Below are 26,686 nucleotides of genomic sequence, written 5' to 3'. Positions count from 1 at the left end.
TATCGGCTAGAGCCGGTTTGAAGAGACAGTAAAAAGGAAAAATATGCAAATAGATTGTAGAAATTTAGAGTGTCCGCAGCCTGTTATAAACACGAAAAACGCGCTAAATGAGCTAAAAAACGGCGAAATTTTAGAAATTTTAGTAAATGCCGTAGCTCCAAAAGAAAATATCAGTCGCTTTTTAACTTCTCAAAATATCAAATTTACTATGACCGAAGATAATGATGAAGTGATAATTAGAGCCGTTAAAAGCGGGGCTGAGATAAAGAGTGAAAATTTTGATGAATTTCTTTGCAAAACTCCCAGCAAGGCAGGCAAAGTTGTGTATATAAACGAAGAGCACGCAGGAAGCGGAGCCGTGGGCGTAGGACTTATGAGTAAATTTATAGGCGCTCTTCTTCAGCTTGAAACCAAGCCTTATGCGGTGATTTGCGTAAATAACGCAGTTAAAATGACGACTGACCGCGGACACGTCAGCTTTACTCCTCTAAAAGAGCTTGAAAGAGCAGGCGTAAAAATTCTAAGTTGCGGAAGCTGTTTGGAGGCTTATAAACTAGTTGATAAATTAAGTATCGGCGAGATGACAAACGCGTATGAAGTCGTGAGTTTGCTTGATAAATACGATGTGATAAAGCTATGATGTATAACGATAAAAGACTCACTAAATTCGTATCCGCTGCGGGTTGAGCTGCCAAACTGGACCCGTCGGGTCTCAACAAAAGTATCGGCAAGCTTGATCTGGCCCATCCGAATTTGCTTACTCGCATAGACACCAACGAGGATGCAAGCGTATTTAAGATAAACGACGAGCTTGCGCTTGTGCAGACACTTGACTTTATAACTCCTGTTGTGGATGATCCGTATCTTTATGGGCAGATTGCCGCGGCAAATTCGCTAAGCGATATATTTGCAATGGGCGCAAAGGTAATAAACGCATTAAATATCGTCGGTTTTGATAGTTGCAACCTTGAGCCTGAAATTTTAAGCGAAATTCTGCAAGGCGGGTTAAGTAAAGTGCGTGAGTGCGGCGGCGCTCTTGTGGGCGGGCACACGATAGAGACCAAAGAGATGTATTACGGACTTAGCGTAACAGGAAGCGTTAGACCGAATAAATTTTGGGCGAATAATACGGCTTGCGAGGGTGATTTGCTGATCCTTACAAAGCCGCTTGGAATGGGAGCTTTAAGCACAGCTATAAAAGCCGATATGCTAAATTTGGATCAAATCAAAGAGGCTGCTAGCTATATGGCTCAGCTAAATTTTTATGCAGTAGAGGCGATGAGCGAAATTTGCGTTAATGCGGCGACTGATGTAACGGGATTTGGATTTTTAGGGCATTTGAGCGAGATGCTAAGAGCTGATATAAGCTTTGAAATTCTTGCTGATAAAGTCCCGATTTTATCCAGTGCCAAGGATGTTGCAGCGATGGGACTTTTGCCTGCGGGAAGTTATAAAAACCGCGAATTTGCTAGTAAATTTGTAAGCGGCAAGGAGGCTGATATGTTGCTTTACGACGCTCAAACTTCAGGCGGACTTTTGCTTGCAGTTAGTGAAAAACATGCAGTTTTGGCTCTTAAACGACTAAAAGAAGCAGGATATGAGATGAGCCAAACAGTTGGCGTAGTAAAAAGCGGCAGTTGCGGTATCAGATTGGTTTAATGCCACTTTAGACTTTGTATATATCTTTATCGCTTTTGGTATCCTGAAATAAATTTATCCTCTTGTCGGTCTTGTGGCAAATTTAACTCGGAAAAGTAGTAACTAATATATAATATTTTAAGTTTAATATGAAATATAATATAAAATTTATGAAATAAATATGTTAATTTAAAATATATATCATACCCCACTATTATTTAAAAACTATTGATATTCATAATCAAAATATAAACTTTAAAACCGTTAATGCTTATAAATTTTGTCTTGATATCTGAAATTTATATTATAAAATACTCTTTTTAGTGCGTATTTTATTATAAAATGATACAAGATTATGATATTAAAATATGAAATTAAAGTATATCTTTTACAAGAGAAGCTCTTTAAGAAAGATATAAATAAATTTAAAATAAAATCAGCAAGTTAATTTTAAAAATATTAAGAAAGGAGACAATAAATATGGAATTGTTGGGATTTTTATTCTTTGCTCTTTCTATTTTTATTGCTTGGAAGAAGCCTGAAAAAGAGGGGCTTGCGTTTGGTGCGTTCGTGCTTGGTACGGCGGTTTGCTTTATTATGTTTTTTATCGCTAGTTGGCCGTCGTTGCTACCTTATGCGGCTTATTAGGAGGTGAAAAGTGGGATTTTTTAACGAAAAGAATTTTGACTTTTTTATGGCGACGGCAGTACTTTTAGTGCTTGCTATACCTGTTGGAATCGCAAATTTTTATCTTGGATATGTGATCGGCGAAGGTCCGTGCACGCTTTGCTGGTGGGAGAGAATGGGTATGGTGGTAGTAGGAGGAGCAGGGATCCTGATACTTAGATACGGACTTAGAGCAAGATATATCGCGGCTATTTTATTTGCGGCGGCTTACGGTATATTTATGACGCTTCGTCATGCAAGCTTTAGTGTGTATAGAGATGTCGGTATGGGCTTTGGCGGAGATATTTTCGGCGCTCACACCTATACTTGGGGAATTTTAGTATATTGGGTTGTGGTTGTCGTAATGGGAATTTTCATGCTATTTGCAAAAGATAAAGTAGTAGCCGAAGATATATCAAGAGAGCATACTCGTATAAAACCGCTTTCTAAATACTCAAGCTTCGTTATCGCACTTAGCCTTATCGTAGTTCTTTCAAACGCGGTTCAAGCGCTTATTTCGGCAGGATACCCTCCATATAGCGGTAAGGGAAGCCCTGAAAGAATAAGCCTAAATAACACTTGGACTGCAGGCGTTTGGAAGAGATTTGAAAAGCCGTTTTCATTTACAGGCTCAAACGTAGTTGAGGATCCGTTTATAGCTGGCGAACCAAAAGAAAAGAGCATTAAATTTAGCGTAAACGCTAAAGACGGTGCTTTTATGGATATAAAACCTGCCATAGCTGTTAAAAATAGCTTCCCGCTTCCGTTTACTACAAAAGGAATTTTTGGCAAGGGTGTTACATCAGGACTTGCTTATAACGCTAAAGACGATGTATTCGGTATCTCAAACACCGAAGGAAGTGTTTATTTTACCGATGCGAATTTCAAAGAGATAGCTCATGCCATCATAGATAAGCCAAACGGCAGAAATATCAAAAAATCAGTCGCTTCAACTTTCGTAGGCGATATGTTAGTAACTTCAGGGTTTAATAAGACGATTTTTGCAGTGAAACAAGTATCAAAAGACAAGATTGATCCTTATAAAGAGTGGGTAACGTTCCGCGAGACCACCGGAGGACTTGAGATGCCTTGGCATACCGATCGTCCGGCACTTCTTACTATAAGAGCCAAAAAACAATACATTCTAACTCTAAGCAAGGATCAAAACAGCAATTTTATGTATATGATATCCGTGCCAAATGATCGTGTTAAAGGCATGATACTTATAAAAGTTGATACTAAAGATAGATTGCTAAGCGGCGAAACTATCATCACTTCCTCGCTTGCTCTTAAAGAAAAGCGTGATATTAAGGATTATTACGTAACGGCAGGTGATATAACTGACGGTAAATTCTTAGCATACTCTAAAAACTACAACACCTTGCTTGTGATCGATCTTGCAAGTGCAAAGATTATTGACGCTTATGAGATGCCTCAGATCGGTGATATATCAGGACTTGCCATAAAGGGAGATAGCTTATTTACTCTAGCTCATAAAGACGGCAAAGTAGAAGTTGTCGAGCTTGACAATCCTTTAATGTAATTAAAAATTTAAATTTGAGCGGCGAATTTTGACCGCTCAAATCCCTCTTTTAAAATCCTAAATTTTCAATTTGTTTCTTTTTGTTAAATTGCGGTTAGAATATGTTCAAATTTTGTTTTGATTTAATAAGTGTTATCAAAGCTATTGTAAAGTGAAACTTAAGGATTTGTTGTTTTGAATGCACGGCAAGTCTGAAAGATTTCAAATAAAAGGATGTAAAATGGCTGCACAAGATTTAAATTTAGAGAGTTTAAAAAAAGATATCGATTCGCTAAAAACGGATCTAAAAGATATAGTTAAGTCTATAAAAGATATCGGAGCCAAGCAGATTGAAGCCGGCAAAGATAAAATTTTAGATCACTTGGATACCGAAGAGATCAAAAAATACATCGACGATCTTAAGGCAAAAGGCAAAGACGGTATAGAAACCGTAAATGATACGATCAAAGAAGATCCGATTAAAAGCGTTGCGATAGCCGCAGGTGTTGGGTTTTTAATAGGTTGGATACTTAAAAAATAATGGCAAATATATCTGAATTCCTAGTCTCTGTCGCAGAGCTAGTAGAAGCCCAAGCAGATGATATCAGGCACTCTTTTTTTAAGAGTGCCGATAGCTTTTTGATACTTGTGGTGGCGCATATTTTAGCGATAATAGGATTTGTGTTTTTCCTCATAGGGCTAAACATACTCTTAGTTTCGATGTTTAACGAAGTTGCGGCATATTTGACTACCGCTTGTATAGCTTTTATTTCGGCATTTATTTTTTATAGGGTTGCGCTGTGGAAAACAAAATGACAAAAGAAAAGTTAAGCGTAGTAGTATCTATGCTTGAAGGAAGAGATAGCAATAAAAAACGATTAAGGCTTGAAGAGGCTAAATTAAGACTGCTTTTAAACGATCCCGGATTTGATGTCTCAAACGAGCTTAAATTTATAAACCAAGGCAGAATCGCTGACGCATTGATAAGCTTCATAGATAGAAATTTAATCATGCCTGCCTTGGTTAAACTTTTTAAAAGATAATCAACTCATCGCGTAAATTTATCTACGATAAGGAGACTACATGGACGCTTTGAACAATAAAGACTATTTAGAAATCATAAATTTTCGCCACGCTTGCAAAATTTTTGATGAAAATAAAAAGATCAGAAAAGCTGATTTTGAGTTCATCCTTGAGGCGGGCAGACTTAGTCCAAGCTCGCTCGGACTTGAGCAGTGGGACTTTCTTGTAGTGCAAAACAAAGCTTTGCGTGAAAAGATAAAAGAAAAATCATGGGGTCAGCCTCAGATAACTACTTGCTCTCATCTTGTTGTCGTGCTTGCTAAGATTGCCGAATTAAAAAGCGGAAGCGAGTATATCGATAAGATGATTGATCGTCTTGCTTTTAGTTCCGAGCAAGATCGTATGGCTAAAGAGGAATTTTACAAGATGAGACTTCATCAAAAGCTTCAAAACAACGACGAGATAATTTTTCAGTGGTCTCATGAGCAGTGCTTGTTCGCTGCGCTAAATATGATGAATGCCGCTGCAAGTATCGGCATAGATAGTTGTCCGATGGAGGGCTTTGAGCGTGATGAGGTGGGTAAAATTTTAGGAATTGATCCACTTAAACATCGCGTTGCTATCATTGTGCCGTTTGGATATCGTCTAAATCCTCAACCGCCAAAATATCGCCGTGAAATGAGCGATGTAGTCAAATGGATAGATTAAATTTATATTCTTAAACTTAATTTTCATCTATTTAGCCTTTTAGCATTAAGCTAGAAATCAATACCTTTTTTATATGATTTTGTAAATTTTATAAAGGAGTTTGTATGGATTTTTTAGAAGCTATGAATTTTCGCCACGCTTGCAAAATTTTTGATGAAAATAAAAAAATAAGCGATGATGAATTTGATCTTATCTTAGAAGCCGGAAGGCTTAGCCCAAGCTCGACAGGGCTTGAGCAGTGGGATTTTCTTGTCGTGCAAAATGCGGATTTAAGACAAAAGATCCGTGAAGTATCTTGGAATCAGATTCAGATGACCTCTTGCTCGCACCTTCTTGTGATACTGGCAAAGATATCTGAAGTAAAACCGGGAAACGAATACATAAAAAAGATCATCGCAAGACGAGTTGATAAGGAACCTGAGCTAATCGCTCAAAGAGAGAAATTTTATCAAGATTTTCTAACTGCAAATTTCAAAAATGACGACGAACTTACATATCACTGGTCAAGCAAGCAGTGCTACATCGCCGCTGCAAATATGATGACCGCAGCCGCAACTCTCGGTATAGACAGTTGCCCTATAGAAGGATTTGACGCGGACGCTTTAAATAAAGTATTAAATCTTGATACGACCAAACAGCGTGTCGCCGTGATGATACCTTTTGGATATCGTCTAAATCCTCAACCACCAAAATATCGCCGCAAAATCAGCGATGTGGTTACTTGGATAAAATAGCTTAAGAAACAAAGAGGCGATTTATATGTTCGCCTCTTAAATTTCAGCTAGAGTTTTTAGAGTATTTAGCGCGTCTTCTTCGGGGTTTGCTACAAGATCAAATCGCTTTAAAATTTTGCCTTTTTTTATGATTAGAGTTTGACGGTGATAAAATTTCTTTCCGTCACCCGTGCTAAAGGTTTTTAAATTTAATTTATCCGCAAGATTAAAATTTTCATCGCTGAAAAAGCTGAAATTCACGCCTAAAGCCTCTTTAAATTCTTTCGTTTTTGCTACGTTTAAAGCCCCAAGCGCGATAACTTCAAATCCAAATTTTTCAATCTCTTTTAAATTAGCTTCATAAGCTTTGCATTGGTTTGTACAACCCGTTAAGCCTTTTGTCTGCTTTAGCTCTTCAGGTAGGAATTTGCCGCTCTCGCCCATTTTGGGATAGACGATTAAAACGCAGTTTTTATTTTTAATCAGTTCTAAAAAATCAATTTCGTTTCCGTTTATATCTTTTACGCTCATGCTTTATCCTTGTTAAATTTGATTTTATGATAGCATAAATTTGCGCTAAAGCTGCGCGGGTAAAGCTGCAATTAGTAAAATTTGAGCTTAAAATTTAGGCTTTTTTCTGTTTAGCGTTAAAGAAATAAACCAAAAACAGCACGGCAAAGCTGATTATGAGCATGAGCGCTGAGTAAATATGCGCTTTTTGATAATCCATCAGCTCGACCGCTTCGTAAATGGCTATGCTTGCGACCTTTGTCTTATCACCGACACTTCCTCCTATCATCAGTACTACACCAAATTCGCCCAAAGTATGGGCAAAGCTAACGATAAGCGCAGTTAAAAGCGAAGGCTTGATATTTGGCAATGCAACCATAAAAAGCGTAGCCCATTTGCCTTTACCCAGTGAATAACTTGCCTCAAAAAGGCTCTTTGGTAGGCTTGAAAACCCGGCTTGCAACGGCTGAAACATAAACGGAAGCGAGTAGATACAGCTTGCTATAACAAGTCCTGAGAAGTTAAAAACCAAGCGTATATCGAAATTTTCTTCCATAAATTTGCCAAAGAAATTGTATGGCGAAAGAAATACAAGCATGTAAAATCCAAGCACCGATGGTGGCAAAACAAGCGGGAGAGCCACTATAGACTCGATTATCGGTTTGGCTTTGAAATTTGATCTGCTTAGCCAGTAGGCAAGCGGCAGAGTGGCAAAAAACAATATAATCGTCGTGACAAAAGCAAGTTTTAACGATAGATAAAACGGTGTAAAATCAATACTTGATATATCAAACATCGCTTTTGCTTTTTCTAAGAGTTGCCGCAAATGCTTTTGCGCTAAGCGTAGCCTCATCGCCCGCTTTTAGATTTGCCGCTTCCTGATGGCTTAAGACTACTTCGCAAAGCTGCTGTCCGACAAGAGTGATCGCAACATAGATACAGTCGCGCTTTTGAATTTCTAAAATTTTGGCATGAAAGCTAAGCTTTTGAGAATTTGAGTGCTTTAAAAATATCTCGCCGGCGCTTCCGCAGCGCTCTATTACACCTTCGCTCAGGACGAATACCTTTGAAGTAAGTTTATAAATTTCAGCTATGTCGTGGCTTACCAAGATGGTCGTCATATCAAATTCGCGGTGAATTTTAAGCAGATAGTCTTGCAACTTTTCGCGCATAGATATATCAAGCGCGGAAAGCGGCTCGTCAAGCAGCATGATCTCAGGCTTTCGCATAAGTGCCCTTGCAAGCGCCACACGCTGCTTTTGACCGCCTGAGAGCTTTGAAATTTGAGCGTTTTTAAGCGATGTTAGCTCAACCAGATCAAGCAAGTGGTTTGCAAGCTTTAAATCATTGTTTGCAAAAAGCAAATTTTTAAGCACGTTCATATTTTCAAAAAGAGCGTAATCTTGAAACAAAAATCCTATATTTCTCTTTTGAGGCGGCAATGATTTGCCAGCATTGAAAAAGAATTTGTCCTTAACTTTTATCACTCCGCTATCAGGGGTTTCAAAGCCTGCAAGCAAGCGTAAAAGTGTAGTTTTGCCGCTTCCGCTTTTGCCGTAAAGTGCTACGAATTCGCCCTTTTTGATATCTAGATCAATGTCAAGGCAAAACTGTCCGCTAGACCCGTTTAAGGTCTTTTTGCATCTAAATTCAATCACGGTTTTTATCGCTGATATAAAGTGAAGTGGCTTTTACGTAAGCGTAAATTTCGTCATTTTGTTTAAGATTTAACCTCTCGCAAGATTTTGTCGTTATTATGCTTTCAAATTCGAAATTTAAAGACTTTAAATGCAAAACGCTTGTGATATTGCCTTTGGTTAAATTTGAGATTGTCGCTTTTATCTCGTTTGTAAGCGAGCAGTTTTTCAAAGGAGTCGTTGCGATGATGACGTCTGAGCTTTTAAAGGCGAGTTTTACGCTATCGCCTATTTTAAACTCATCTAAATTTTCAAGCCCAAGCATATAAAATTTCATCTCGCCTGAAGTAAATTCAAAGAGATTTACATCCTCGCTACCGGTTATATTTGAAACTTGGGCCTTTATCATTATATGTTGTATCCGAATTTTCTAAAGATCTCTTTTGCTTTTTCGCTTAGGATAAAGTCGTAAAACGCCTTGGCTTCAGGGTTGTTTTCGCCGCGTTTTAGAAGGATTACGCCTTGATCGATCGGAGTGTAAAGAGCAGGATTAACTAGGATGAAATTTTTACCCTCTTTATACTTGGCCATTTTTGGATCATACATCGCGCTAGCTGCGATAAATCCGGCGTCTGCTGCGCTAAGAGCCGAGCTTAGAGCCTCTGAAATCGATTTTGTGTAGATGATGTTTTTTTCAACTTTATCAAAAATTCCATCTTTTTTAAGCGCTTCAATACTTGCCTTGCCGTAAGGAGCTGACTCGGGAAGTGCGATAGCAACGGCTTTTAATCCCTCAACCGCTTTGATGCCTTTTGTAAAATCTATGTCGCGGATACTAAATAGCGCAAGCGCACCCTGAGCATAAACTATCGGACGAGTCGCAGAAAAGCCAGCTTCATCGAGAGTTTCAACAAATTTCATATTTGCCGCCATAAATACGTCAGCAGGTGCGCCGTTTTTGATCTGAGTTGTCAAAGCGCCGCTTCCGCCAAGCGTTACGTTTACTTTTGTGTCCGGATTTGTCTTGGCAAATTCAGCCTTTAGCTCATCAAACGCATAAGTTACGTTTGCTGCGGCAAAGACGTTGATCTCGCCAGCGTTTAGATTAAAAGTCGCGATTGCCGCTAAAACTAACGAAAAGAAAGTTTTTTTCATTTTTATACTCCTATTATGATTTGACTTGATTTAATTAAGGCTGTTAGTTCGTCGCCAACGCCTATTTTCATCTCCATTGCGCTATCTTTTGTTATGATTGCGGTGATGGTTTGATGATCGTTTATCTCAAGGACTATTTCAGCGCTTACCGAGCCGATTTTGGCCTCTATCACCTTGCCTTTTAGCTGATTTGCCGCACTTATATTTAGATTTTCGTCCTTGGCAAGCATAACGCTTGGGGCTTTAAATATAAATACTACTTTTTTGCCGACTTGCAAATTTAAGCTCTTTTCGGATTCTACGGTTATGACTGCTCTTAAAATTTCATCATTTGAGAGTTTTGCTACTACTTCAGAGCTTACCGCTCCTGTTTTTATCTCAATTATTTCGCACGATAGTTGGTTTCTAGCGCTTAAACTCATACTCATACGTTGTAAATTTGCTATTTCGGCAGTAGAGATATCTATGTTTGCACATACTTTTTCTAAAAATATTTTTTGCGACTCAAGCATAGCTTCATATAGGCTGATCATCTTTCTGCCGTATTCGGTTAGCTCGCTTCCGCTGTTTTTTTTATTTCCTTGCATGCGGGCTATTAGAGGCTTATCCGAGCGGTTGTTTAGCGCATCTAGGCTATCCCAGGCGTTTTTGTATGAAATGCCTACGAATTCGGCTGCTTTAGTTATGCTTTTTGTCTCGTCAATCGCTTTTAGCAAATTTATATGCTTTGTTAAAACAGGCACTCCGCTATCTAAAAATAACTCTAAACTTATATCTGCTTTCATTTCTTATCCCTTATATTATATTTATATATTTAATTGTAATCCTAGCTTTAATCGGTTTATATATAAAAAAGCTTTTAAGTATAAAATAGTATATATAAAAAGCAACTTAAAGCAAAACTCAAATACTTCGATCTAAACAAGATTTTATAAATTCGTATAGCTTTAAAATTTAATATTTTTGATTTTGTTATAATTATTTTGCTAATATTAGCAGTTTGAAAGGAAGCTATGAAAATTTTTATATCTTTAATGCTTGGTTTTGTTTTGGTTTTTGGAAATGAAATTGATGAATTCGACGATGAATTCAAAGATAAGACTGAGGTGTTTGATCCGCTTTCGGGATACAATAGAGTAATGACAAACGTAAATGACTTTTTGTACGTAAATATTTTTAATCCCGCCATAAGAGGTTACAACTACGTAGTTCCGCAGCCCGCAAGAGAAGCTGCCGGAAATTTCTTTGATAATCTTTTATTTCCTCTTAGATTTGTAAACAACTTGCTTCAATTTAAATTTAAAGAAGCGGGCGAAGAGACGCTTAGGTTTGTCGCAAATACGATAATAGGCTTTGGCGGACTAACCGACGGGGCTAAATACTATGATTTGCAAAGACATGATGAAGATTTTGGACAAACTCTTGGATATTGGGGTGTCGGAAGCGGTTTTCACGTGGTTTTGCCGATTTTGGGACCTTCAAATTTACGCGATATAGTGGGCTTAGCCGGAGATTATTTCGCCGATCCTATAAGCTATATAAATCCTAGTTCAAGGGCGAGCGTTATTCAAATTTACAGAAGGGGCAACTCATGGTCGCTTGATCCTGATGCTTATGAAAATTTAAAAAAAGACGCAGTTGATTTATATCCGTTTTTACGCGATGCATACGAACAGCGTCGTAATTATTTGATAAAGGAATAAGATGAAATTTTTTAAAATTATTTGCGCTTTGTTTTTAAGCGTTTCACTTTATGCTATAACCGAGAGTGAGATAAAGCCAAGTGTTGAGGCGGCAACAAAAAACGCTATTTCGATTTTAAAGGATAAGGGTTTAAACAACGATCAAAAAGCCGATAAAATTTTTGCTATATTTGATCCATTTTTTGACTATAAACAAATGGCTAAAATAAGCCTTTCAAAGCGATACGACGCCTTAAGTCATACTCAAAAGCAGCAGTTTGACAAGGCGTTTGAAACAAGACTTAAAAGCTCGTATGTAGATAAGCTTTTAAGCTATAACGACCAAGAGATAAATCTAAAAGAGCACACAAAACCAAACGATAAAAGATACTGGCTAAACGGCGAGGTTGTAAGCGAAGGCAAAAGCTATCCTTTTGTCTATAAATTTTATGACGCTAAAGAGCGCGGTTGGCTTATATACGACCTTGATATTTTAGGCGTTAGTATAGTTCAGACTTATCGAAGTCAGTTTGGAAGCTTGCTTGAAAACGGAAGCTTTGATGATTTGCTAAAAAGGTTAGAAAGCGTAAATTTACCCGAGGATAGCAAGTAAATTTAATGAAATCCATCTTTAAATTTATCGTTTTTTATCCTAAGCGAGTTATTGTCTCAGTCTTGCTTTTAACACTTGTTTTTGGATATTTTTCCACAAAACTTGCCGTTGATGCCTCCACTGAGACGCTTTTGCTTGAAAACGATAAAGACTTAGCTTTGTTTAGGGATGTTGCTAAAAGATATGCAAGCCCTAACTACTTAGTTGTAGCATACACTCCAAAAAACGAGCTTTTAGATGACGTTACGCTTGAAAAGATTAGAAATTTATCAAGCGAATTTGAGCAAAACGAGCTTGTTAAAAATGTCGTATCCATACTAAATGTCCCTTTGCTTCAAAGCTCAGGCGGTTCGCTTAGCGATATCGTAAAGCGAGTTCCTACTCTTGAAGATCAAGATATAAATAAAACCGCCGTGAAGCAGGAATTTGCAAGCAGTCCGCTATATACAAACGCCCTTGTAAGCAAGGATCTAAAAACAACGGCAATCATCTTAAATTTAAAAGACGATAAAAGATACACGGAGCTTTTAAACGCTAGAAATTTGCTCTTAAATAAAGAACTAAACGGTACTTTAAGCAAAGGCGATAAGCAAAATTTAAAAAGCGTAAATATTGATTTTAAATCCTATCGAGACTCATTGCGCGCAAAAGAGCAGGCTAGTATAGAGCATATAAGAGGCGTGATAGATAAATTTAGAGGCGATGAGACGCTGTTTTTAGGCGGAGTAAATATGATCGCAAGCGACATGGTAAGCTTTGTAAAATCAGATCTTTATACTTACGGTATAAGCGTCGCCTTGCTTTTGATATTTAGCCTTTGGCTCTTTTTTAGGCAAATTCGCTGGATCGTGCTACCTATATTTATATGCGCGATTAGTGTGATTTTTGCGACAGGGCTTTTTGGCTTTTTGGGCTGGGAGATAACGGTTATCTCGTCAAATTTCATAGCTCTTCAGCTTATCATTACTATCTCGGTTGTGATTCACTTAACGGTTAGCTACAGGGAGTTTTTTATAACCAAGCCGAGCTTAAATCAGCACCAGCTTGTATATCTAACGCTTAGGGATAAATTTCAGCCATCTTTCTTTGCAATATTTACGACCGTTATCGGCTTTTTATCGCTTGCGTTTTCCGACATAAAACCCGTTATAATGCTTGGCGTGATGATGAGTACAAGCATATCCATTTCGCTTGTGCTTGCATTTTTATTATTTGGTAGCGTAGTCTCTCTTCTTGATAAGCTCGCTCCCGTTAGGACGTTTGAGAGCAAATTTAACTTTACTAAAATTTGTGCAAATTTTGCTCTGAAATCCAAATTTGCCGTTTTTGCCGTAAGCGGACTTATGCTTGCTTTTGGAATTTACGGAATTTCAAAACTTCGCGTTGAAAATAGCTTTATTGAGTATTTTAAAAGCTCAACCGAGATCAACAAAGGCATGCAGATAATCGACACTAAACTCGGCGGCACGGTGCCTGTGGATGTGCTTATAACATTTAAAGACACAAGTAAAGACGAAGGCGTAAACGAAGCGAAAGATGAATTTGAAGATGAGTTTAAGGCTAATGAAAACGAGGCTAAGTATTGGTTTAACAGTCATAAGATGAACATCGTAAAAAAAGTGCATACTCATCTTGAAGGCAAGGAATTTGTCGGAAAGGTTTCAAGTCTTGGCACGCTTTTAGAGATCATTGAAATTTTAAACGACGGAGTGATTGATGATTTCTTGCTAAGCGTTATGTATGAGCAGATGCCTGAAATTTATAAAGATATCATTTTAAGCCCTTATGTTAGCATCGCGGGTAATCAAGTCAGATTTTCGCTTAGGACTATTGACTCTGATGAGAGGCTTAGACGAGACGAGTTTTTAAAAACGCTTGAAAGCGAGATCGTAAATTTAACCAAGGACGATAACGTAAAAGTCGAGATAAGCGGCGCAATGGTGCTTTATAACAATATGCTTCAAAGCCTTATTTACTCGCAGATTGATTCTTTCGGTTTTGTCGTTTTAACTCTTTTTATGATATTTTGCGTTATTTTTAAGAGTGTAAAACTTGCGATTATCAGCATTATCACAAATATCATCCCGCTTTGTGTAGTCTTTGGAGTGATGGGCGCGGCAGCGATTCCGCTTGATATCATGAGTATTACTATAGCTTCCATAAGTATCGGTATCGGTGTGGATGATATTATTCATTATATCCATAGATACCGCGAAGAACGCCGAAGCAAGAGCGTGGCGGAGAGTATAAAAGCCTCGCACGCAAGCATAGGTTACGCGATGTATTATACTTCCTTTGCGATATTTTTAGGCTTTAGCGTGATGGTTACGAGTAACTTTATCCCGACTATTTATTTTGGATTGCTTACCGATTTGGTTATGGTTATGATGCTACTTGGAGCGCTTGTGCTTTTACCTGCGCTTATTCATACGTTTTATGCAAAAAGTGTTGTTAAGTAAGTAAATTTAGCTTTTGAGTTAAGCTAAATTTACTTCATAACTCTTAAAAAAGAATAAACGTCATTTACGCCTTCGATATGCTTAGCATACCAGATGGCGTGTTTTTCTTGCTCGATATCGGTTATTATGCCTGTAAATACGACATTGCATTGCACTACGCTAACCCTTACGCTAGTGCCGCTTATCTTGCTATCTCTAAAGAGGTTATTTTTAAGCGCAAGCATTATGTTTAGGTTGCTTTCGCATTCTTTTTCGTCGCTTGGAAATCTTATATAAGTGTAAATTTTTTCAACCTCGGCGGTGTCTTTGGCTAAATTTATAAGTTTTGTTTTATGATTTATATCAGGCACTATGCCTATTAGATAGACGTTGCCGTAAAAGCTCTCTACGTCGATATCAAGGTTGCTAAGTCCTGAAGAGGCTAAAATTTTGCTTTGAATTTTTGTTTTGATAACTTTGTCTTTTGTTATTGCGTAAATTCCTCGCTCGTCTTGAGAGATGAGATATGCGTCATAGACGTTTAGTCCTGTAAGCGGAGACGGAATGCTAGTAAAAATTTCTAAACATCCGTTTAAAAACAGTGCAAAAAATAAATTTATAAATACAAATCTAAATTTCATAAACAACTCGTTAATAATTTGCCTGAAATCGTATAAAATTCAAACTAAAATTTATATAAATCTGATATAATCCAGATAGTCTTTGGAGGATAAAGCGATCTGGTGGCGCTCGCGGACTTCAAATCCGATGACGGGGCGGTTGACCGCTTCGTGGGGAGTTCGATTCTCTCATCCTCTCGCCAATTCCTAAGTAATTACATTTTTATTTTAATGTTTAAATTATATTAAAAAAAGAAAAATCCGATATAATACTCTTTTATTAAATTTAATTATAGTTTTTAGGGCATTTGGTATAAAATAATGTTTTTACACAAGAATAAAAATTTATCTTTTAACATCTTAAATAAAATTTATTTTGCAAATTTTATGACCACTATTGCTATATTTTGCATTATCGCTTTTGGGTTGAGTCTGAAATTTGACGATGTAAAAGATAACGTATATGCTAATAACAGATACTTCAGAAACGTCATTACCGCCCACTCAAGAGCGGTTGCCGCAGAGCTTGATCTACTTCAAAAATACATAGTTTCTGATAGCTCCGATACCGGAACCATACTTGATTATGCCTTTCGCAATAGACAGGAGTATCACGCTTTTTACGTGCTTGACTCTAATGGAAATGTCGAATTTTCAACTCTAAAAAGCAACGAGATCAATAAAGACTATAGAGTATTTTTTGCTTCAAAGCCGTGGGAGGGTAAATTCGTAGATGGAATTTATAAATCCAAATTTAGCTTTGCGACAAGCGATATTCCGACTAGATTTATCGCTAAAGATCTTGGAAACGGCGAAATTTTAGTTGCCGAGATTAAATTTGATTTTATCTACGGAGAGCTTACGCAAGCTTATGACGATAAGGGGGCTAACTCTTTTATCATAAACGGCAACGGTAAAATTTTATTTCATCAAAATATAGATCTTGTACTTGAGCAAAAGACCATATTTGATCTTTACGGCGTAAGGGCTGATTATCTTACGAATAATGAAATACAAACCAGCGATTTTGGCTCAAAAAATTTCGATATTTATCTTATTAGATATATACCTGAAGAGGATATGGCGATAGTTACTTATCGCTCTTTTGATAGCATTTTTGGCACAAACTGGCTGTTTTTGCTGATATCAATTACATTTTTATTCTCTTGTCTGTTGCTCATTTTTATCGACGTAAGAGTTACTAAAGACAAGGTTATAAAGCCTATTCTTTCGATTAAAAAACTCATTAAAAAGATGGAAAATGAAGAGGATATTAAGCAGTATGTAAGTACTAAGCATATAACCGATTTTAACGAGATAATAAACGGCATTATTAAAATTTATCAGGATTTTGACGTTAAAAAGACAGCTTATCTTGAGCATGATAAGAAATTTGGCTATCTATTTAAGAAGGGTCCTCTTGTTATATTGCTAATCAACGCTAAAACAGGCGATATCATAGAAGCAAGCGCAAAAGCTTTGGAATTTTACGGACTTGAGCAAGAGGGGATGATTGGTAAGAATTTAAATTCCTTAAATGCCATAGAGTCAAAAGATATAAACATCATCTCTCACGGAAATATCGACGATACGATAGTTTATGAAACTAAGCAAAGAGTTTCAAACGGCGATATCAAAGATGTCATCATAAGCAGAAAAAATATCGATGTGAATGATTACAAGATAGGTTTTTGCGTCATCCAAGACGTTACTTACGAAAATATGATGAGAGAGAATTTAAAGAAAGAAAACGAGACGAATTTCTACTCTCCGGTATTTACCATATCTTGGAAAAACGGCTTTTTAGAAGATATTATAAATGTATCCTCAAACACGCAAAGCATACTTGGATACAAGATCGAAGAGATGCTTGATAGCAATTTTAGTTTCAAAGATATTATTCATCCTGAGGATTTTATTAAAATTTTTAACGAGTTTAACATCAAATTTAGACTCTTTGGGCTTAACTTTTCTAAAAAAGAGTATGAGTCTTTGCAAGCTTGCAGACTTATAAAGAAAAATTTAGAGATCATTACTTGTAATATCTTCATTAAATTTATCTCAAATGACGGCAAGAACGTCAGCGAAATCATAGGGTATTTTATAAATAACGAGCTTATTAAAAAGGTAAGCGTAGAGTATGCGGATATAAACAAATCCGTTCCTATAAGCGTTCAAAAAGAGTCAAAAGACTATAAGCTAATTGCCGATAAGTATAAAAATATAGTTTCAAATTTATTCTTGCATTCAAAAGAGGGTATAGCGCTTGTCGGTACGGATAGCAAATTTATAGACATAAACGATACTTTTAGTGATATTACCGGATATTCTAAAGAAGAGATCATCGGCAAGCCTTCAAGCGTATTAAAATCGGGCGTGCATGATAATAAATTTTATTCCAATCTATGGAAAAAAGCCGTTGAAAACGGTTATTGGAGCGGTAATATATGGAATAAGCGCAAAAACGGCGAGAAATATCTCGAGTTTTTAACCATAAGCGCAATTTACGACAGCAACGGAAGTATCGAGTATTTCTTGGCTATTTTTTCAGATATTTCAAGTATGAAGGCAAAAGAGGATAAATTAGAGCAAATCGCTTATTACGATCCGCTTACCAAGCTTCCAAACAGATTTTTATTCTCAAAGCGTCTTGAAGAGGCTATGAAAACGGCGGCGCAGTCTGAAAATTTATTAGCCCTTATCTACATCGATATAGATGACTTTAAGCCTATAAACGACCTTTACGGACATAGCATAGGCGATCAATTCCTTATAGAAGTTACCAGAAATATAAATAGCGTAATAAAGGCAAACGATACATTAGCTAGAATTGGTGGCGATGAATTCGTAGCCATCGTAAATGACATATACGATCACAAGCAAGCCGAAGAGATACTAAACAGCATACTAAAAGCGGCAAATAAAGATATATACATAAATTACAAAAAATTAAAAGTAAGCGTTAGCGTAGGCGTAAGCTTGTATCCTCAAAAGGCGGACATAAGGCAAGAGACATTGATCGAGCAGGCCGATTGGGCGATGTATCAGTCAAAATTATCGGGCAAAAACAAATTTTATATATTTGATTCTGAATCTGATAGAAATTTTAGAGACAAATACGCGGTTGCCGATAGAATTTCAACCAGCCTTGCAAACAATGAGTTTAAAATAGCTTACCAGCCTATCATAGAGATAAAAACCGGCAAAATTTCCGCTCTTGAGTCCTTTGTCAGATGGAAATCAAGTAGTGTTTCCATACTACATGAAGAGATCTTGCCTCTTGTTTCAAAAGATTATATATACGATGATTTGGTCATTTGGAATATAAAAAATGCGCTTAGAGATCAGGAATTTTTAGCAAAAGAGCATGGACTTAACTTAAAAGTCAGCGTAAATGTAACGCTTGAGCTTCTTTATAAGATGAATTTTATAGATAAATTTAAGATTATCGTCGAAGAAGGATATGAGAATTTGCATATGCTTGAGTTTAATATAAACAACTCAAATTCCTTTAAACAGCCTGATGATGATGAAACATTGGAGGTTTATACCGAACAAGGTGTTACCTTTGCGCTTGATGAATTCGGCTCAAATTCCGCTTCACTTCAAATTTTAAAAGACATTCACGCCGATAAGCTAAAAGTCTCAAAATACTTAAGCTTAAGTGCGGTAAACGGAGCCGATAGTCTTATTATACTTCGTGCGATACTATCTCTTTCAAACGCATTTTCTAAGGATGTGGTTGCAAAAGGAGTTGAGACTTCAAGCAATATGAGACTGCTCATAAAAGCCGGATACCAAAAGCTTCAAGGCGGGTATATAGCTCCTCCTATGAAGATTGAAAGCATTAAAAAATGGTCGGATAACTATCAAATTCCAGAGCAGTTTAAAGAACTAAGAGCACTGAGTGAAGATGATATGATGTGGTGTAATTTAGCCGTTATGCATAGAGTTTGGATAAGAAGCTTGCTTGATATGCTAAGCGCTTCAAATTTAGGCAGACTTGATACCAAAGAATTCGCCAAAGAATATACCGCTATGATGATAAACGTCTATAAAAAACATATAGAAGATACGCACAAAGTAGCCATTCATGTAGAGATAAGCGATATAATCATGAATATTTTGACAAATCTTGACAGCAAGCAAGATATCTCTAAACTTGTGTTAAATTTAAAAACCAAGCGAGATAAGCTGCTTGATTTAGAGTAAGGATGGGCTGTGGAGTTTAAAAATTTTGACGCAAATATATTTGAGCATGAGATCCCGGTAGGAAGCAGGCTTTATTTCGGCAAGAGCGCATCTCTTAAGCGAGAGGTTGAAAGTATAGCCAGTGAAATTTTAACCCAAAACGGCTTTAATGAGATAGTAACGCCTTATTTTTCGCACCATCAGCACTTAAGCGTAGCTCCTACCCAACTTCTTAGATTTAGCGATCATGCAAATCACGAAGTAAGCTTAAGAGCCGATAGTACGGTTGATGTCGTAAGGATAGTGCTAAGAAGACTAAAAGACAGCGAGCCGAAAAGATGGTTTTATATCCAGCCGATTTTTAAATACCCAAGTAGCGAATTTTATCAGATAGGAGCTGAGTTAATAGGCGAAAAAGATCTTATAACAAGCGTAAATATCGCTAAAAGTCTCTTTGAAAGGTTAAATTTAAAACCCTATCTTCAAATAAGCCACATAAAGATACCTCATATCGTATGCGAACTTTTAAATTTACCTATTAGTATATTTGAGCATGGCGAGCTTGAGAAAATTCTAAATCAGGATAAAGAGTGGCTAAGAAAGCTTGTTTTTGTAAATTCTATTAAAGACATCGATGAAATTTTAAGCATTGTGCCAAATGAGTTAAAAGAGCCTCTTTGCGAGATAAAAGAGCTTGCTAGTCTGTCGCGATATGAAAATTTAAGAATAGTGCCGTTATACTACTCTAAAATGAGATATTACGATAATCTGTTTTTTAGATTTTTAAGCGGTAATCAAATTTTAAGCGGTGGCGGAAATTACGATATAGAAGGCATTAAAAGTAGCGGTTTTGGTGTTTATACCGACGCTTTATTAGAAAATTTGAAATAAAAACTAATCAAGGATTTAAGATGACTAAAGCTGATATTGTAGTCGGAGTTCAATGGGGAGACGAGGGAAAAGGCAAGATAGTTGATATGCTAAGTGCCAAGTATGATGTGGTTTGCAGGTGTCAAGGCGGACACAACGCCGGTCACACCATATGGACAAACGGCGTAAAATACGCACTTCACCTTGTGCCTTCGGGAATTTTGCATAGAAATATTATAAACGTGATCGGCAACGGTGTCGTAGTAAGTCCTGAATTTTTGATCAAAGAGCTTGAGCAGTTTGAGGATCTTGAGGGAAGATTTTTTATAAGCGACAAGGCACATTTAAATTTACCTCATCACGCGCTTATCGACCAAGCTAAGGAACGCTTAAAAGGCAAAAACGCCATAGGAACTACAGGAAAAGGCATAGGACCTGCTTATAGCGATAAGATAAGCAGAAGCGGTCATAGAATGGGCGAATTAAACGATCCTGATAAACTTTGCAAGGCTATAATGAGCGATTTTGAAGAAAACAGGTGCTTTCTTGACGCACTTGAAATAGAAATTCCAAGCGAAGAGGAGCTTTTAAAAGAGCTTAAATTTTATAAAGAGAAACTGGCGAAATTTATAACCAACACCACGAGGCTTGTTTGGAAAGAGCTTGACAATAATAAAAAAATATTGCTTGAAGGTGCGCAAGGAACCTTGCTTGATATAGATCACGGCACATATCCTTATGTAACTAGTTCAAACACCGTAACCGCAGGTAGTTGCGCAGGTATAGGCATAAACCCTAAAGAAGTAGGAGAGGTAATCGGTATCATCAAAGCTTACACTACTCGCGTTGGCAACGGAGCTTTCCCGTCTGAAGACTTTGGAAAAGATGGCGATCGCATGTGTGATGTGGGTAAAGAGGTCGGCACTACGACAGGCAGAAGAAGACGCTGTGGTTGGTTTGATGCGGTTGCCGTAAGATACGCTGCCAGACTTGACGGAGTGGATAAATTTGCGCTTATGAAGCTTGACGTGCTTGATGGATTTAGTAAGGTTAAAATTTGCAGAGCATATGAATACAAGGGCAGGGAAACGGATTGTTTTCCTACCGATTTGGAAAACGTAAAGCCTGTTTACGAAGAGCTTGACGGTTGGGATAGCGTAGTCGGCGTGCGTGAATTTAAAGACCTTCCTGAAAATGCAAAGGCTTACATAAGACGCATAGAGGAGCTAACAGGAGTCAGAGTAGGCATCATCTCTACGAGCCCTGAAAGAGAAGATACTATCATAAGATGAAGAGCAAATTTAGCCAAATCATAAAAGTAAAAAAACAAAATTTGGATAAAATAGGCATGCGTCTTGCAAGAAGTAGGGCTGAAGCCGTGATGATAGAGGGATTTATCGCTGAAGCAAACGAGCAGATAGCATCTATAAAACTGCCTCAAAGTGGTCAAATTTCGCAAATGAAAAGCTCTTTGGAACTTTTAAATTTGGCTCGCAGGGAAAAAGAAATTTTAACTCAAAGGCTTGAGCTTACCAAAAAAAGCATAATGCACTATGAGCACCAATATAAAAACGCAAATTTAGAGTATGAAAAGATCAAGTATCTTGAAAGCGAGGATTTTAAATCTCAAATCGCCAAGATAAAAAGAGCCGAGCAAAATATGCTTGACGAGTTCGGCTCTATCAGACACACCTATCTTAAAGAGAGTGGGAATTGAAAAAAATTTTAATTTTATTGCTGTTAAATTTGGCTCTTTTTGGTTTTGAAGTGCCGGTTGATTGTGTTTCTATATTTGAATCCAGAAAAGCCGAGCTTTTAAAAGAAGTTGAAAAGATAGATGAAGCCAAACAAGGACTTGAGGCATTTCAGGCTTCGTCAAAAGCTCTATTTAACGAGCGCAATACCCAACTTGCTAAAAAAGAAGCCGAGATAAACGCGACACTGGAAAAAATCGAAGCGAAAAAGAAAGATATCGAAAATTTGCTCAAGAGAAACGATGAAATTTTAGCCGAGCTTAAGACGATGACTACCGATAAGGTTAGCGAAGCTTACGGCAAGATGAAGGATCAATCCGCCGCCGACGTGCTAAGTGCTATGGATAGAGCAAATGCTGCTACTATAATGTATGCGCTAGCTCCTAAAAAAATTTCAACTATCATGGCTAAAATGCCGCCTAATATAGCTTCGGAGATAACATTACTGCTTCAAAAGGGTCCGCCGTTTATGCATAGCGAATCAAACGCGACTTCAGGCAGTGAGAGTTCGCCCGAAGGACCTGCGGGAAATCTGCTAAATTTTTAAATTTAACCTACTTTTACCTTTTTTTGGCTAAAATTCAGCCAAAAAGAGAGGTAAATATGCGTATTAAACTACCACACACTCCCTATATTGCACAAAAAATCGCAATTGATCTATTAAAATCCGGATTTGTTACTTTAAATAAAGGTGTTGAGCCTCTTGCAGCTCTTGCTAAAGAAATTTTAGATGATGATTTAAACCGCGAAAGAGCGCTTGAAGAGCGAGTTAATGAGGTTTTGGAAGAGAATGAAAACGAGATGGAATTTATGCAAGTGGATAGAAAAAATATGTTTTGGCTCGTTAAGAAAAAACTCGCAAAAGAGTATAACGTAATACTTGCTTATGAAGATCGTTTTAATAACGTTGCTCACCTTATCCTTGAGGCCGCTTGGAAAAAAAGCCTGATGGACTATACCGTTTCTGAAAATAGAATTAAAAACATAATTTACGGTTCGATAGAAAACTATATTAAAACCTACGAAAAGCTTGAAGATGAGGTTATCGCAAAGATTGATAACTATAAGCGCAAGCTGATACCGGGTACCGAAGAGTATGATATCGTGTTTGAAAAGCTTTATGAAGAAGAGCTAAGAAAAAAAGGAATGTTTTAATGAAAGCCTATATCTATCTTGAAAACGGCGTATTTTTAGAAGCTAAAGCTTTTGGTAAGGGCGGAAGCGTATTTGGCGAACTAGTCTTTAACACATCCATGAGCGGTTATCAAGAGATAATGAGCGATCCAAGCTATGCCGGGCAGTTTATAGTATTTACCATGCCTGAAATCGGCATAGTCGGCGCAAATGACGACGATATGGAAAGCTCTCATATTTATGCAAGCGGCGTTATCATGAGAAGCTATAACGAGATGACCTCAAATTTCCGCTCTCAAAAGAATTTAGCCGAATTTTTCGAGTCAAAAGGCAAATTCGGCGTTTATGACGTGGATACTCGCTATCTTACTAAAATTTTAAGAGATAACGGCAATATTAGAGCCTTCATATCAACTGAAATTAGCGATAAAGACGAGCTTAAAAGACGCCTTGAAGCGTCACCTGATATATCCGAAATAAACTATGTCAAAGAGGTTAGCACAAAAGAAATTTACTCTTATGAAAAATCACCTTGCAAATACGGACAAAAACCTTTTAAGTCTTCAAAAAATATCGGCAAAAAAGTCGCGGTGATTGATTTTGGCGTTAAAAGAAATATACTAAACGAGCTTTGTGAGGTTGGTCTTGATGTCGAGGTTTATCCTTATGATACGAAGGCTGAAATTTTAATAGACAAGTTTAAAAAAGGCGAAATTCACGGCGTATTTTTATCAAACGGACCGGGCGAGCCAAAGAGCTTAAAAACCGAGATAGAACAGATAAAAATTTTAGTTGAAGCTAAAATGCCGATATTTGGAATTTGCCTTGGACATCAGCTGCTTAGCAATGCTTTTGGTTATGAGACTTACAAGCTTAAATTCGGACAGCACGGCGCAAATCACCCTGTTATAAATTTAGACACAAAAAGCGTTGAAATTACCGCGCAAAATCACAACTACAACGTGCCGGAAAACATTTGCGAGGTTGCCGAAATAACTCACAAGAATTTATTTGACGGCACTATCGAAGGGGTTAAATACAAAGACTATCCCGTATTTTCTGTCCAGCATCACCCTGAAGCTAGTTCAGGACCAAATGAGAGCAAGTATATATTTAAGCAATTTGTTGAAATTTTATAAAATTTATGGATAGTGCGACTGTTTTTTCGATCATAACCGTTGCGCTATCTGGCTCACTGGCTCACTGCACAGGAATGTGCGGAGGCTTTATAATCGCACTTTCAAGCTTTTTAGATCAAAAAAAATCAGTAAAAAATATATTTGTCATTATAGGCTATAATGCTTCAAGAGTTAGCGCATATATCCTGCAAGGTGCTATTTTTGGTGCGTTTGGAGGAGTGTTTGTACTCTCTTTAAATGCAAGAGGATATCTGTTTTTTGCCATTGGAGTTTTTTTAGTTATTTTAGGGGTTGCGCTTATTCGTCGCGGGAAAATTTTAAATTTCATCGAAGCAAATTCGCCGTTTTATAAGTTTATAAACTCAAATATACGAGCTGTGATATCCAAGAAGAGCAAATTTGGCTTTTTGATACTTGGGTTTTTAAACGGTTTTTTGCCTTGCGGCGTGGTGTATTATTTCCTAGCGCTTGCTATAGCTTCAGGAAGTGCGATAAAAGGAGCTCTTGTGATGGGGCTTTTTGGCGCTGTTAGTTTGGTTATGATGGGTACGTATGCTCTTTTGTTTAAACTGCTAAGTGATAAATTTAGGAATTTTATGCTTTACGTATCCGGTGTTTTGATAGTAGGATACGGCATTTATTTGGCGTTTTTGGGATTTATGGCGACGAAGTAAATTAAAGTAGAGTTTAAGGGTATGAATAAAATAGAAAAGAAATTCAAGCAGTATCAAGAGGCGATAGAGGCTAGTAATATCGTATCAAAGACCGATATAAACGGCATTATTACCTTTGTAAATGATGAATTTTGTAAAATTTCGGGCTTTTCAAGAGAGGAGCTTATCGGCGCAAATCACAACATAGTTCGCCATCCCGAAGTTGATGAAAGTGCATTTAAAAAGCTTTGGAATACGATTTTAGCCAAAAAAGTTCATAAAGCTATCGTCAGAAACCGCACTAAAGACGGCAAAGACGTCTATCTAAATACGACTATAATTCCTATTTTGGATTTAAATGGTGAAATAGAGGAGTTTGTCGCGATTCGCCATGATATAACCGATACGATAAATTTAAATAACGAGCTTTTAAAGACCAAACAAGAGCTTGAGGATCTTAATAAAACGCTTGAAAAAAGGGTAAAAGAACAGACCAAAGAGCTTTTAAATCTAAATGAAAATTTAGAGCGACTCGTGCAAGAAGAGATAAAGAAAAACGAAGAAAAAACCAAGATGCTTATAGTGCAATCTCGTCTTGCGAGTATGGGAGAGATGCTTTCAAACATAGCCCATCAGTGGAGGCAGCCGCTAAATGAGCTCAGCATCACGCTTTTTAAACTCAAAGAGGCTGCGGGCAAGGATGATGAGAAGTTTAAGAGTGGCTATGAGCACTCAAAGCGGATTATTAAGGATATGTCTCATACTATTGAAGAGTTTAGAAATTTCTTTAATGTGGATAGGGATAAGGAGCTTTTTTTGCCTTCGATTTCGGTTAAAAACGCTATGCAGATGGTTGAAAAGACCTATCAAAAAGAGGGCATTGAGCTAAAGTTAAATTTGGAAAATGAAGCTGAAATTTTAGGCTTTCACTCGCAACTTGCTCAAGCTATAATCATCTTGCTTAGTAATGCAAAAGATGCGATGAAGGATAAAAATTATGATAAAGTTGTTACCATTTCAATAAATATAGAGGATAAATTTGTAATAATTCAGGTTTTGGATAACGGCGGCGGCATCAAAGATGAGATTATAGATAAAATTTTTGAGCCTTATTTTACTACTAAGCATCCAAGCGCAGGAACAGGTATAGGACTATATATGCTTAAGACTATAGTTGAGAACATGTGTGGAAGTATAAGTGTGCGAAACGAACCCTTTGGAGCTTGCTTTGAGATAAGATTACCTATTGCAGACGAAGATAATTAAGAAAGAGGGATAATGGGAAATTTAAAAGATCTAACAATACTTTTGGTAGAGGATGAACATAGAGTAAGAGAGTCTATGGGCGAGGTTTTTGCAAGTGAATTTAAGAAGGTAATAACTGCTGGCAACGGAGATGAGGGACTTAAGAAATTTAAGAAATTTAGTCCTGATATCGTGGTAACGGATATCGCCATGCCTATCACGGACGGGCTTGATATGTCAAAAGAGATAAAAGAAATTTCTAAAAATACTCCTATAATCGTTCTAAGCGCATTTAGCGAGAAAGAAAGACTGCTAAAAGCCATAGATGTGGGCATAGATAAGTATTTGATGAAGCCTATTGATATGGATGAGCTTTTTACAGTGCTTGAAAACATAGCAAAATCAAAGATAGAAAGCGCAAATTTGATAGATATTGCGGATGGATATTTTTTCAATCAGACCAAAAGGGTTTTAGTTAAAGACGGAGTGGAGATAGCCCTTACGAAAAAAGAGCTTGCATTTATATCTTTGCTTGTTAAGCGTCTTGGCACTCTTGTTTTGATTGAAGAGATAAAAAATGTCGTTTGGGTTGGCGAAAAAGTAAGCGAAGCTGCTATAAGAACCTTTGTAAAGCGTGTTAGAGATAAAGTTGGAGCCGAATTTATCAAAAACATCCCTGGACTTGGATATAAGATAGATCTGAAATAAATTTATAAAAATTTGCTTAATTTAAGAATATTTATATATTATTTACTTTAAAATATCACTATAAAAT

29 protein-coding genes and 1 tRNA gene are annotated in these 26,686 nt (G+C 37.1%); 23 read left to right on the top strand and 7 right to left on the bottom strand.

All coding sequences use genetic code 11. The annotated features are described in order from the left end of the window. The first annotated feature begins 43 nt into the window (after nucleotides 1-43). From yedF to CDOM16188_RS02360, 9 genes are all read left to right on the top strand, one after another. Nucleotides 44-640, top strand: coding sequence for a sulfurtransferase-like selenium metabolism protein YedF (gene yedF, locus CDOM16188_RS02400; protein ID WP_172198201.1), 597 nt, complete (start codon nucleotides 44-46; stop codon nucleotides 638-640). Continuing rightward, nucleotides 640-1,659, top strand: a complete 1,020-nt coding sequence (gene selD, locus CDOM16188_RS02395; RefSeq protein WP_172198198.1) for a selenide, water dikinase SelD — start codon at nucleotides 640-642, stop codon at nucleotides 1,657-1,659. The genes yedF and selD overlap by 1 nt, the downstream gene beginning before the upstream one ends. A 459-nt stretch (nucleotides 1,660-2,118) precedes the next feature. Then, nucleotides 2,119-2,286, top strand: coding sequence for a hypothetical protein (locus tag CDOM16188_RS02390; RefSeq protein ID WP_169941209.1), 168 nt, complete (start codon nucleotides 2,119-2,121; stop codon nucleotides 2,284-2,286). Between the two features lie 10 nt (nucleotides 2,287-2,296). Next, nucleotides 2,297-3,847, top strand: a complete 1,551-nt coding sequence (locus CDOM16188_RS02385; protein WP_172198195.1) for a disulfide bond formation protein B — start codon at nucleotides 2,297-2,299, stop codon at nucleotides 3,845-3,847. A gap of 220 nt (nucleotides 3,848-4,067) precedes the next feature. Beyond that, nucleotides 4,068-4,367 (top strand): YqjD family protein, encoded by a 300-nt coding sequence (locus CDOM16188_RS02380; RefSeq protein ID WP_172198192.1) that lies wholly within the window; start codon nucleotides 4,068-4,070, stop codon nucleotides 4,365-4,367. Further along, the gene (locus tag CDOM16188_RS02375) at nucleotides 4,367-4,642 is read left to right on the top strand and encodes a hypothetical protein (protein ID WP_172198189.1); all 276 of its coding nucleotides are present in this window, start codon (nucleotides 4,367-4,369) and stop codon (nucleotides 4,640-4,642) included. The genes CDOM16188_RS02380 and CDOM16188_RS02375 overlap by 1 nt, the downstream gene beginning before the upstream one ends. Next, nucleotides 4,639-4,869, top strand: a complete 231-nt coding sequence (locus tag CDOM16188_RS02370; protein WP_172198186.1) for a hypothetical protein — start codon at nucleotides 4,639-4,641, stop codon at nucleotides 4,867-4,869. Before CDOM16188_RS02375 ends, CDOM16188_RS02370 begins: the two co-directional genes overlap by 4 nt. A gap of 40 nt (nucleotides 4,870-4,909) precedes the next feature. Continuing rightward, the gene (locus CDOM16188_RS02365) at nucleotides 4,910-5,557 is read left to right on the top strand and encodes an NAD(P)H-dependent oxidoreductase (protein ID WP_172198183.1); all 648 of its coding nucleotides are present in this window, start codon (nucleotides 4,910-4,912) and stop codon (nucleotides 5,555-5,557) included. Nucleotides 5,558-5,661: 104 nt separating this feature from the next. Beyond that, nucleotides 5,662-6,291: an NAD(P)H-dependent oxidoreductase gene (locus CDOM16188_RS02360; protein ID WP_172198180.1), complete on the top strand. Its 630-nt coding sequence runs from the start codon at nucleotides 5,662-5,664 to the stop codon at nucleotides 6,289-6,291. Between the two features lie 36 nt (nucleotides 6,292-6,327). On the opposite strand, the gene CDOM16188_RS02355 is transcribed toward CDOM16188_RS02360, so the two are convergent. The 6 genes from CDOM16188_RS02355 to CDOM16188_RS02330 form a co-directional block, all read right to left on the bottom strand. Beyond that, nucleotides 6,328-6,801, bottom strand: a complete 474-nt coding sequence (locus tag CDOM16188_RS02355) for a redoxin domain-containing protein (RefSeq protein ID WP_172198177.1) — start codon at nucleotides 6,799-6,801, stop codon at nucleotides 6,328-6,330. A 94-nt stretch (nucleotides 6,802-6,895) separates the two neighbouring features. Further along, entirely contained in the window at nucleotides 6,896-7,576 is a 681-nt protein-coding gene (gene modB, locus CDOM16188_RS02350) for a molybdate ABC transporter permease subunit (protein ID WP_172198174.1), read from the bottom strand. Continuing rightward, on the bottom strand, nucleotides 7,569-8,438 hold the full coding sequence (locus tag CDOM16188_RS02345) for an ATP-binding cassette domain-containing protein (RefSeq protein WP_172198171.1): 870 nt from the start codon (nucleotides 8,436-8,438) through the stop codon (nucleotides 7,569-7,571). The genes modB and CDOM16188_RS02345 overlap by 8 nt, the downstream gene beginning before the upstream one ends. Continuing rightward, complete coding sequence (locus tag CDOM16188_RS02340; RefSeq protein WP_172198168.1) at nucleotides 8,431-8,826, bottom strand: molybdopterin-binding protein; 396 nt, start codon at nucleotides 8,824-8,826, stop codon at nucleotides 8,431-8,433. Before CDOM16188_RS02340 ends, CDOM16188_RS02345 begins: the two co-directional genes overlap by 8 nt. Further along, nucleotides 8,826-9,572 carry a molybdate ABC transporter substrate-binding protein gene (gene modA / locus CDOM16188_RS02335; RefSeq protein WP_172198165.1) on the bottom strand — a complete coding sequence of 249 codons (747 nt, stop codon included), beginning with the start codon at nucleotides 9,570-9,572 and terminating at the stop codon, nucleotides 8,826-8,828. The genes CDOM16188_RS02340 and modA overlap by 1 nt, the downstream gene beginning before the upstream one ends. Before the next feature lie 2 nt (nucleotides 9,573-9,574). Next, a complete protein-coding gene (locus tag CDOM16188_RS02330; protein WP_169941235.1) occupies nucleotides 9,575-10,357 on the bottom strand; it encodes a TOBE domain-containing protein in 783 nt (260 codons plus the stop codon). Between the two features lie 228 nt (nucleotides 10,358-10,585). Between CDOM16188_RS02330 and CDOM16188_RS02325 the strand changes: the two genes are divergently transcribed. Genes CDOM16188_RS02325 through CDOM16188_RS02315 form a run of 3 tightly spaced genes read left to right on the top strand, consistent with a single transcriptional unit; the run spans nucleotide 10,586 to nucleotide 14,326 of the window. Beyond that, nucleotides 10,586-11,275 (top strand): VacJ family lipoprotein, encoded by a 690-nt coding sequence (locus CDOM16188_RS02325; RefSeq protein ID WP_172198161.1) that lies wholly within the window; start codon nucleotides 10,586-10,588, stop codon nucleotides 11,273-11,275. 1 nt (nucleotide 11,276) lies between these two features. Continuing rightward, nucleotides 11,277-11,867, top strand: coding sequence for an ABC transporter substrate-binding protein (locus CDOM16188_RS02320; RefSeq protein ID WP_172198158.1), 591 nt, complete (start codon nucleotides 11,277-11,279; stop codon nucleotides 11,865-11,867). Between the two features lie 5 nt (nucleotides 11,868-11,872). Continuing rightward, a complete protein-coding gene (locus CDOM16188_RS02315) occupies nucleotides 11,873-14,326 on the top strand; it encodes an RND family transporter (protein ID WP_172198155.1) in 2,454 nt (817 codons plus the stop codon). 29 nt (nucleotides 14,327-14,355) lie between these two features. On the opposite strand, the gene CDOM16188_RS02310 is transcribed toward CDOM16188_RS02315, so the two are convergent. Continuing rightward, complete coding sequence (locus CDOM16188_RS02310) at nucleotides 14,356-14,946, bottom strand: BON domain-containing protein (RefSeq protein WP_172198152.1); 591 nt, start codon at nucleotides 14,944-14,946, stop codon at nucleotides 14,356-14,358. Between the two features lie 84 nt (nucleotides 14,947-15,030). On the opposite strand from CDOM16188_RS02310, the gene CDOM16188_RS02305 reads away from it, so the two are divergent. The 11 genes from CDOM16188_RS02305 (at nucleotide 15,031) to CDOM16188_RS02255 (ending at nucleotide 26,619) form a co-directional block, all read left to right on the top strand. After that, nucleotides 15,031-15,128 (top strand) — tRNA-Sec (locus tag CDOM16188_RS02305). A 184-nt stretch (nucleotides 15,129-15,312) separates the two neighbouring features. Next, nucleotides 15,313-19,137, top strand: a complete 3,825-nt coding sequence (locus tag CDOM16188_RS02300) for a diguanylate cyclase (RefSeq protein WP_172198149.1) — start codon at nucleotides 15,313-15,315, stop codon at nucleotides 19,135-19,137. 9 nt (nucleotides 19,138-19,146) lie between these two features. Then, the gene (locus CDOM16188_RS02295) at nucleotides 19,147-20,007 is read left to right on the top strand and encodes an ATP phosphoribosyltransferase regulatory subunit (RefSeq protein ID WP_169941247.1); all 861 of its coding nucleotides are present in this window, start codon (nucleotides 19,147-19,149) and stop codon (nucleotides 20,005-20,007) included. Nucleotides 20,008-20,027: 20 nt separating this feature from the next. Next, on the top strand, nucleotides 20,028-21,278 hold the full coding sequence (locus tag CDOM16188_RS02290) for an adenylosuccinate synthase (protein ID WP_172198130.1): 1,251 nt from the start codon (nucleotides 20,028-20,030) through the stop codon (nucleotides 21,276-21,278). Continuing rightward, a complete protein-coding gene (locus CDOM16188_RS02285) occupies nucleotides 21,275-21,703 on the top strand; it encodes a flagellar export protein FliJ (RefSeq protein WP_172198127.1) in 429 nt (142 codons plus the stop codon). Before CDOM16188_RS02290 ends, CDOM16188_RS02285 begins: the two co-directional genes overlap by 4 nt. Further along, entirely contained in the window at nucleotides 21,700-22,287 is a 588-nt protein-coding gene (locus tag CDOM16188_RS02280; RefSeq protein ID WP_172198124.1) for a MotE family protein, read from the top strand. The genes CDOM16188_RS02285 and CDOM16188_RS02280 overlap by 4 nt, the downstream gene beginning before the upstream one ends. 56 nt (nucleotides 22,288-22,343) lie before the next feature. Then, a complete protein-coding gene (locus CDOM16188_RS02275) occupies nucleotides 22,344-22,895 on the top strand; it encodes a DUF507 family protein (protein WP_172198121.1) in 552 nt (183 codons plus the stop codon). After that, a complete protein-coding gene (gene carA / locus CDOM16188_RS02270) occupies nucleotides 22,895-24,013 on the top strand; it encodes a glutamine-hydrolyzing carbamoyl-phosphate synthase small subunit (protein ID WP_172198118.1) in 1,119 nt (372 codons plus the stop codon). Before CDOM16188_RS02275 ends, carA begins: the two co-directional genes overlap by 1 nt. A 5-nt stretch (nucleotides 24,014-24,018) precedes the next feature. Further along, nucleotides 24,019-24,687: a sulfite exporter TauE/SafE family protein gene (locus CDOM16188_RS02265; RefSeq protein ID WP_172198097.1), complete on the top strand. Its 669-nt coding sequence runs from the start codon at nucleotides 24,019-24,021 to the stop codon at nucleotides 24,685-24,687. A 21-nt stretch (nucleotides 24,688-24,708) separates the two neighbouring features. After that, a complete protein-coding gene (locus CDOM16188_RS02260) occupies nucleotides 24,709-25,932 on the top strand; it encodes a PAS domain-containing sensor histidine kinase (RefSeq protein WP_172198094.1) in 1,224 nt (407 codons plus the stop codon). A 12-nt stretch (nucleotides 25,933-25,944) separates the two neighbouring features. Continuing rightward, nucleotides 25,945-26,619: a response regulator transcription factor gene (locus CDOM16188_RS02255; protein WP_172198091.1), complete on the top strand. Its 675-nt coding sequence runs from the start codon at nucleotides 25,945-25,947 to the stop codon at nucleotides 26,617-26,619. The last annotated feature ends 67 nt before the right edge of the window (nucleotides 26,620-26,686 follow it).

The sequence above is a fragment of the Campylobacter sp. RM16188 genome, from assembly GCF_012978795.1.
GTDB classification, from domain to species: domain Bacteria; phylum Campylobacterota; class Campylobacteria; order Campylobacterales; family Campylobacteraceae; genus Campylobacter_A; species Campylobacter_A canis.
This window is presented reverse-complemented; position numbering and strand designations above follow the sequence as displayed.

Coding starts and splice junctions, on each gene's coding strand:
- yedF (WP_172198201.1), top strand. CDS start 44: ATGCAAATAGATTGTAGAAATTTAGAGTGTCCGCAGCCTGTTATAAAC.
- CDOM16188_RS02390 (WP_169941209.1), top strand. CDS start 2,119: ATGGAATTGTTGGGATTTTTATTCTTTGCTCTTTCTATTTTTATTGCT.
- CDOM16188_RS02380 (WP_172198192.1), top strand. CDS start 4,068: ATGGCTGCACAAGATTTAAATTTAGAGAGTTTAAAAAAAGATATCGAT.
- CDOM16188_RS02375 (WP_172198189.1), top strand. CDS start 4,367: ATGGCAAATATATCTGAATTCCTAGTCTCTGTCGCAGAGCTAGTAGAA.
- CDOM16188_RS02370 (WP_172198186.1), top strand. CDS start 4,639: ATGACAAAAGAAAAGTTAAGCGTAGTAGTATCTATGCTTGAAGGAAGA.
- CDOM16188_RS02365 (WP_172198183.1), top strand. CDS start 4,910: ATGGACGCTTTGAACAATAAAGACTATTTAGAAATCATAAATTTTCGC.
- CDOM16188_RS02360 (WP_172198180.1), top strand. CDS start 5,662: ATGGATTTTTTAGAAGCTATGAATTTTCGCCACGCTTGCAAAATTTTT.
- CDOM16188_RS02355 (WP_172198177.1), bottom strand. CDS start 6,801: ATGAGCGTAAAAGATATAAACGGAAACGAAATTGATTTTTTAGAACTG.
- modB (WP_172198174.1), bottom strand. CDS start 7,576: ATGTTTGATATATCAAGTATTGATTTTACACCGTTTTATCTATCGTTA.
- CDOM16188_RS02340 (WP_172198168.1), bottom strand. CDS start 8,826: ATGATAAAGGCCCAAGTTTCAAATATAACCGGTAGCGAGGATGTAAAT.
- modA (WP_172198165.1), bottom strand. CDS start 9,572: ATGAAAAAAACTTTCTTTTCGTTAGTTTTAGCGGCAATCGCGACTTTT.
- CDOM16188_RS02330 (WP_169941235.1), bottom strand. CDS start 10,357: ATGAAAGCAGATATAAGTTTAGAGTTATTTTTAGATAGCGGAGTGCCT.
- CDOM16188_RS02325 (WP_172198161.1), top strand. CDS start 10,586: ATGAAAATTTTTATATCTTTAATGCTTGGTTTTGTTTTGGTTTTTGGA.
- CDOM16188_RS02320 (WP_172198158.1), top strand. CDS start 11,277: ATGAAATTTTTTAAAATTATTTGCGCTTTGTTTTTAAGCGTTTCACTT.
- CDOM16188_RS02315 (WP_172198155.1), top strand. CDS start 11,873: ATGAAATCCATCTTTAAATTTATCGTTTTTTATCCTAAGCGAGTTATT.
- CDOM16188_RS02310 (WP_172198152.1), bottom strand. CDS start 14,946: ATGAAATTTAGATTTGTATTTATAAATTTATTTTTTGCACTGTTTTTA.
- CDOM16188_RS02300 (WP_172198149.1), top strand. CDS start 15,313: ATGACCACTATTGCTATATTTTGCATTATCGCTTTTGGGTTGAGTCTG.
- CDOM16188_RS02290 (WP_172198130.1), top strand. CDS start 20,028: ATGACTAAAGCTGATATTGTAGTCGGAGTTCAATGGGGAGACGAGGGA.
- CDOM16188_RS02285 (WP_172198127.1), top strand. CDS start 21,275: ATGAAGAGCAAATTTAGCCAAATCATAAAAGTAAAAAAACAAAATTTG.
- CDOM16188_RS02275 (WP_172198121.1), top strand. CDS start 22,344: ATGCGTATTAAACTACCACACACTCCCTATATTGCACAAAAAATCGCA.
- carA (WP_172198118.1), top strand. CDS start 22,895: ATGAAAGCCTATATCTATCTTGAAAACGGCGTATTTTTAGAAGCTAAA.
- CDOM16188_RS02265 (WP_172198097.1), top strand. CDS start 24,019: ATGGATAGTGCGACTGTTTTTTCGATCATAACCGTTGCGCTATCTGGC.
- CDOM16188_RS02260 (WP_172198094.1), top strand. CDS start 24,709: ATGAATAAAATAGAAAAGAAATTCAAGCAGTATCAAGAGGCGATAGAG.
- CDOM16188_RS02255 (WP_172198091.1), top strand. CDS start 25,945: ATGGGAAATTTAAAAGATCTAACAATACTTTTGGTAGAGGATGAACAT.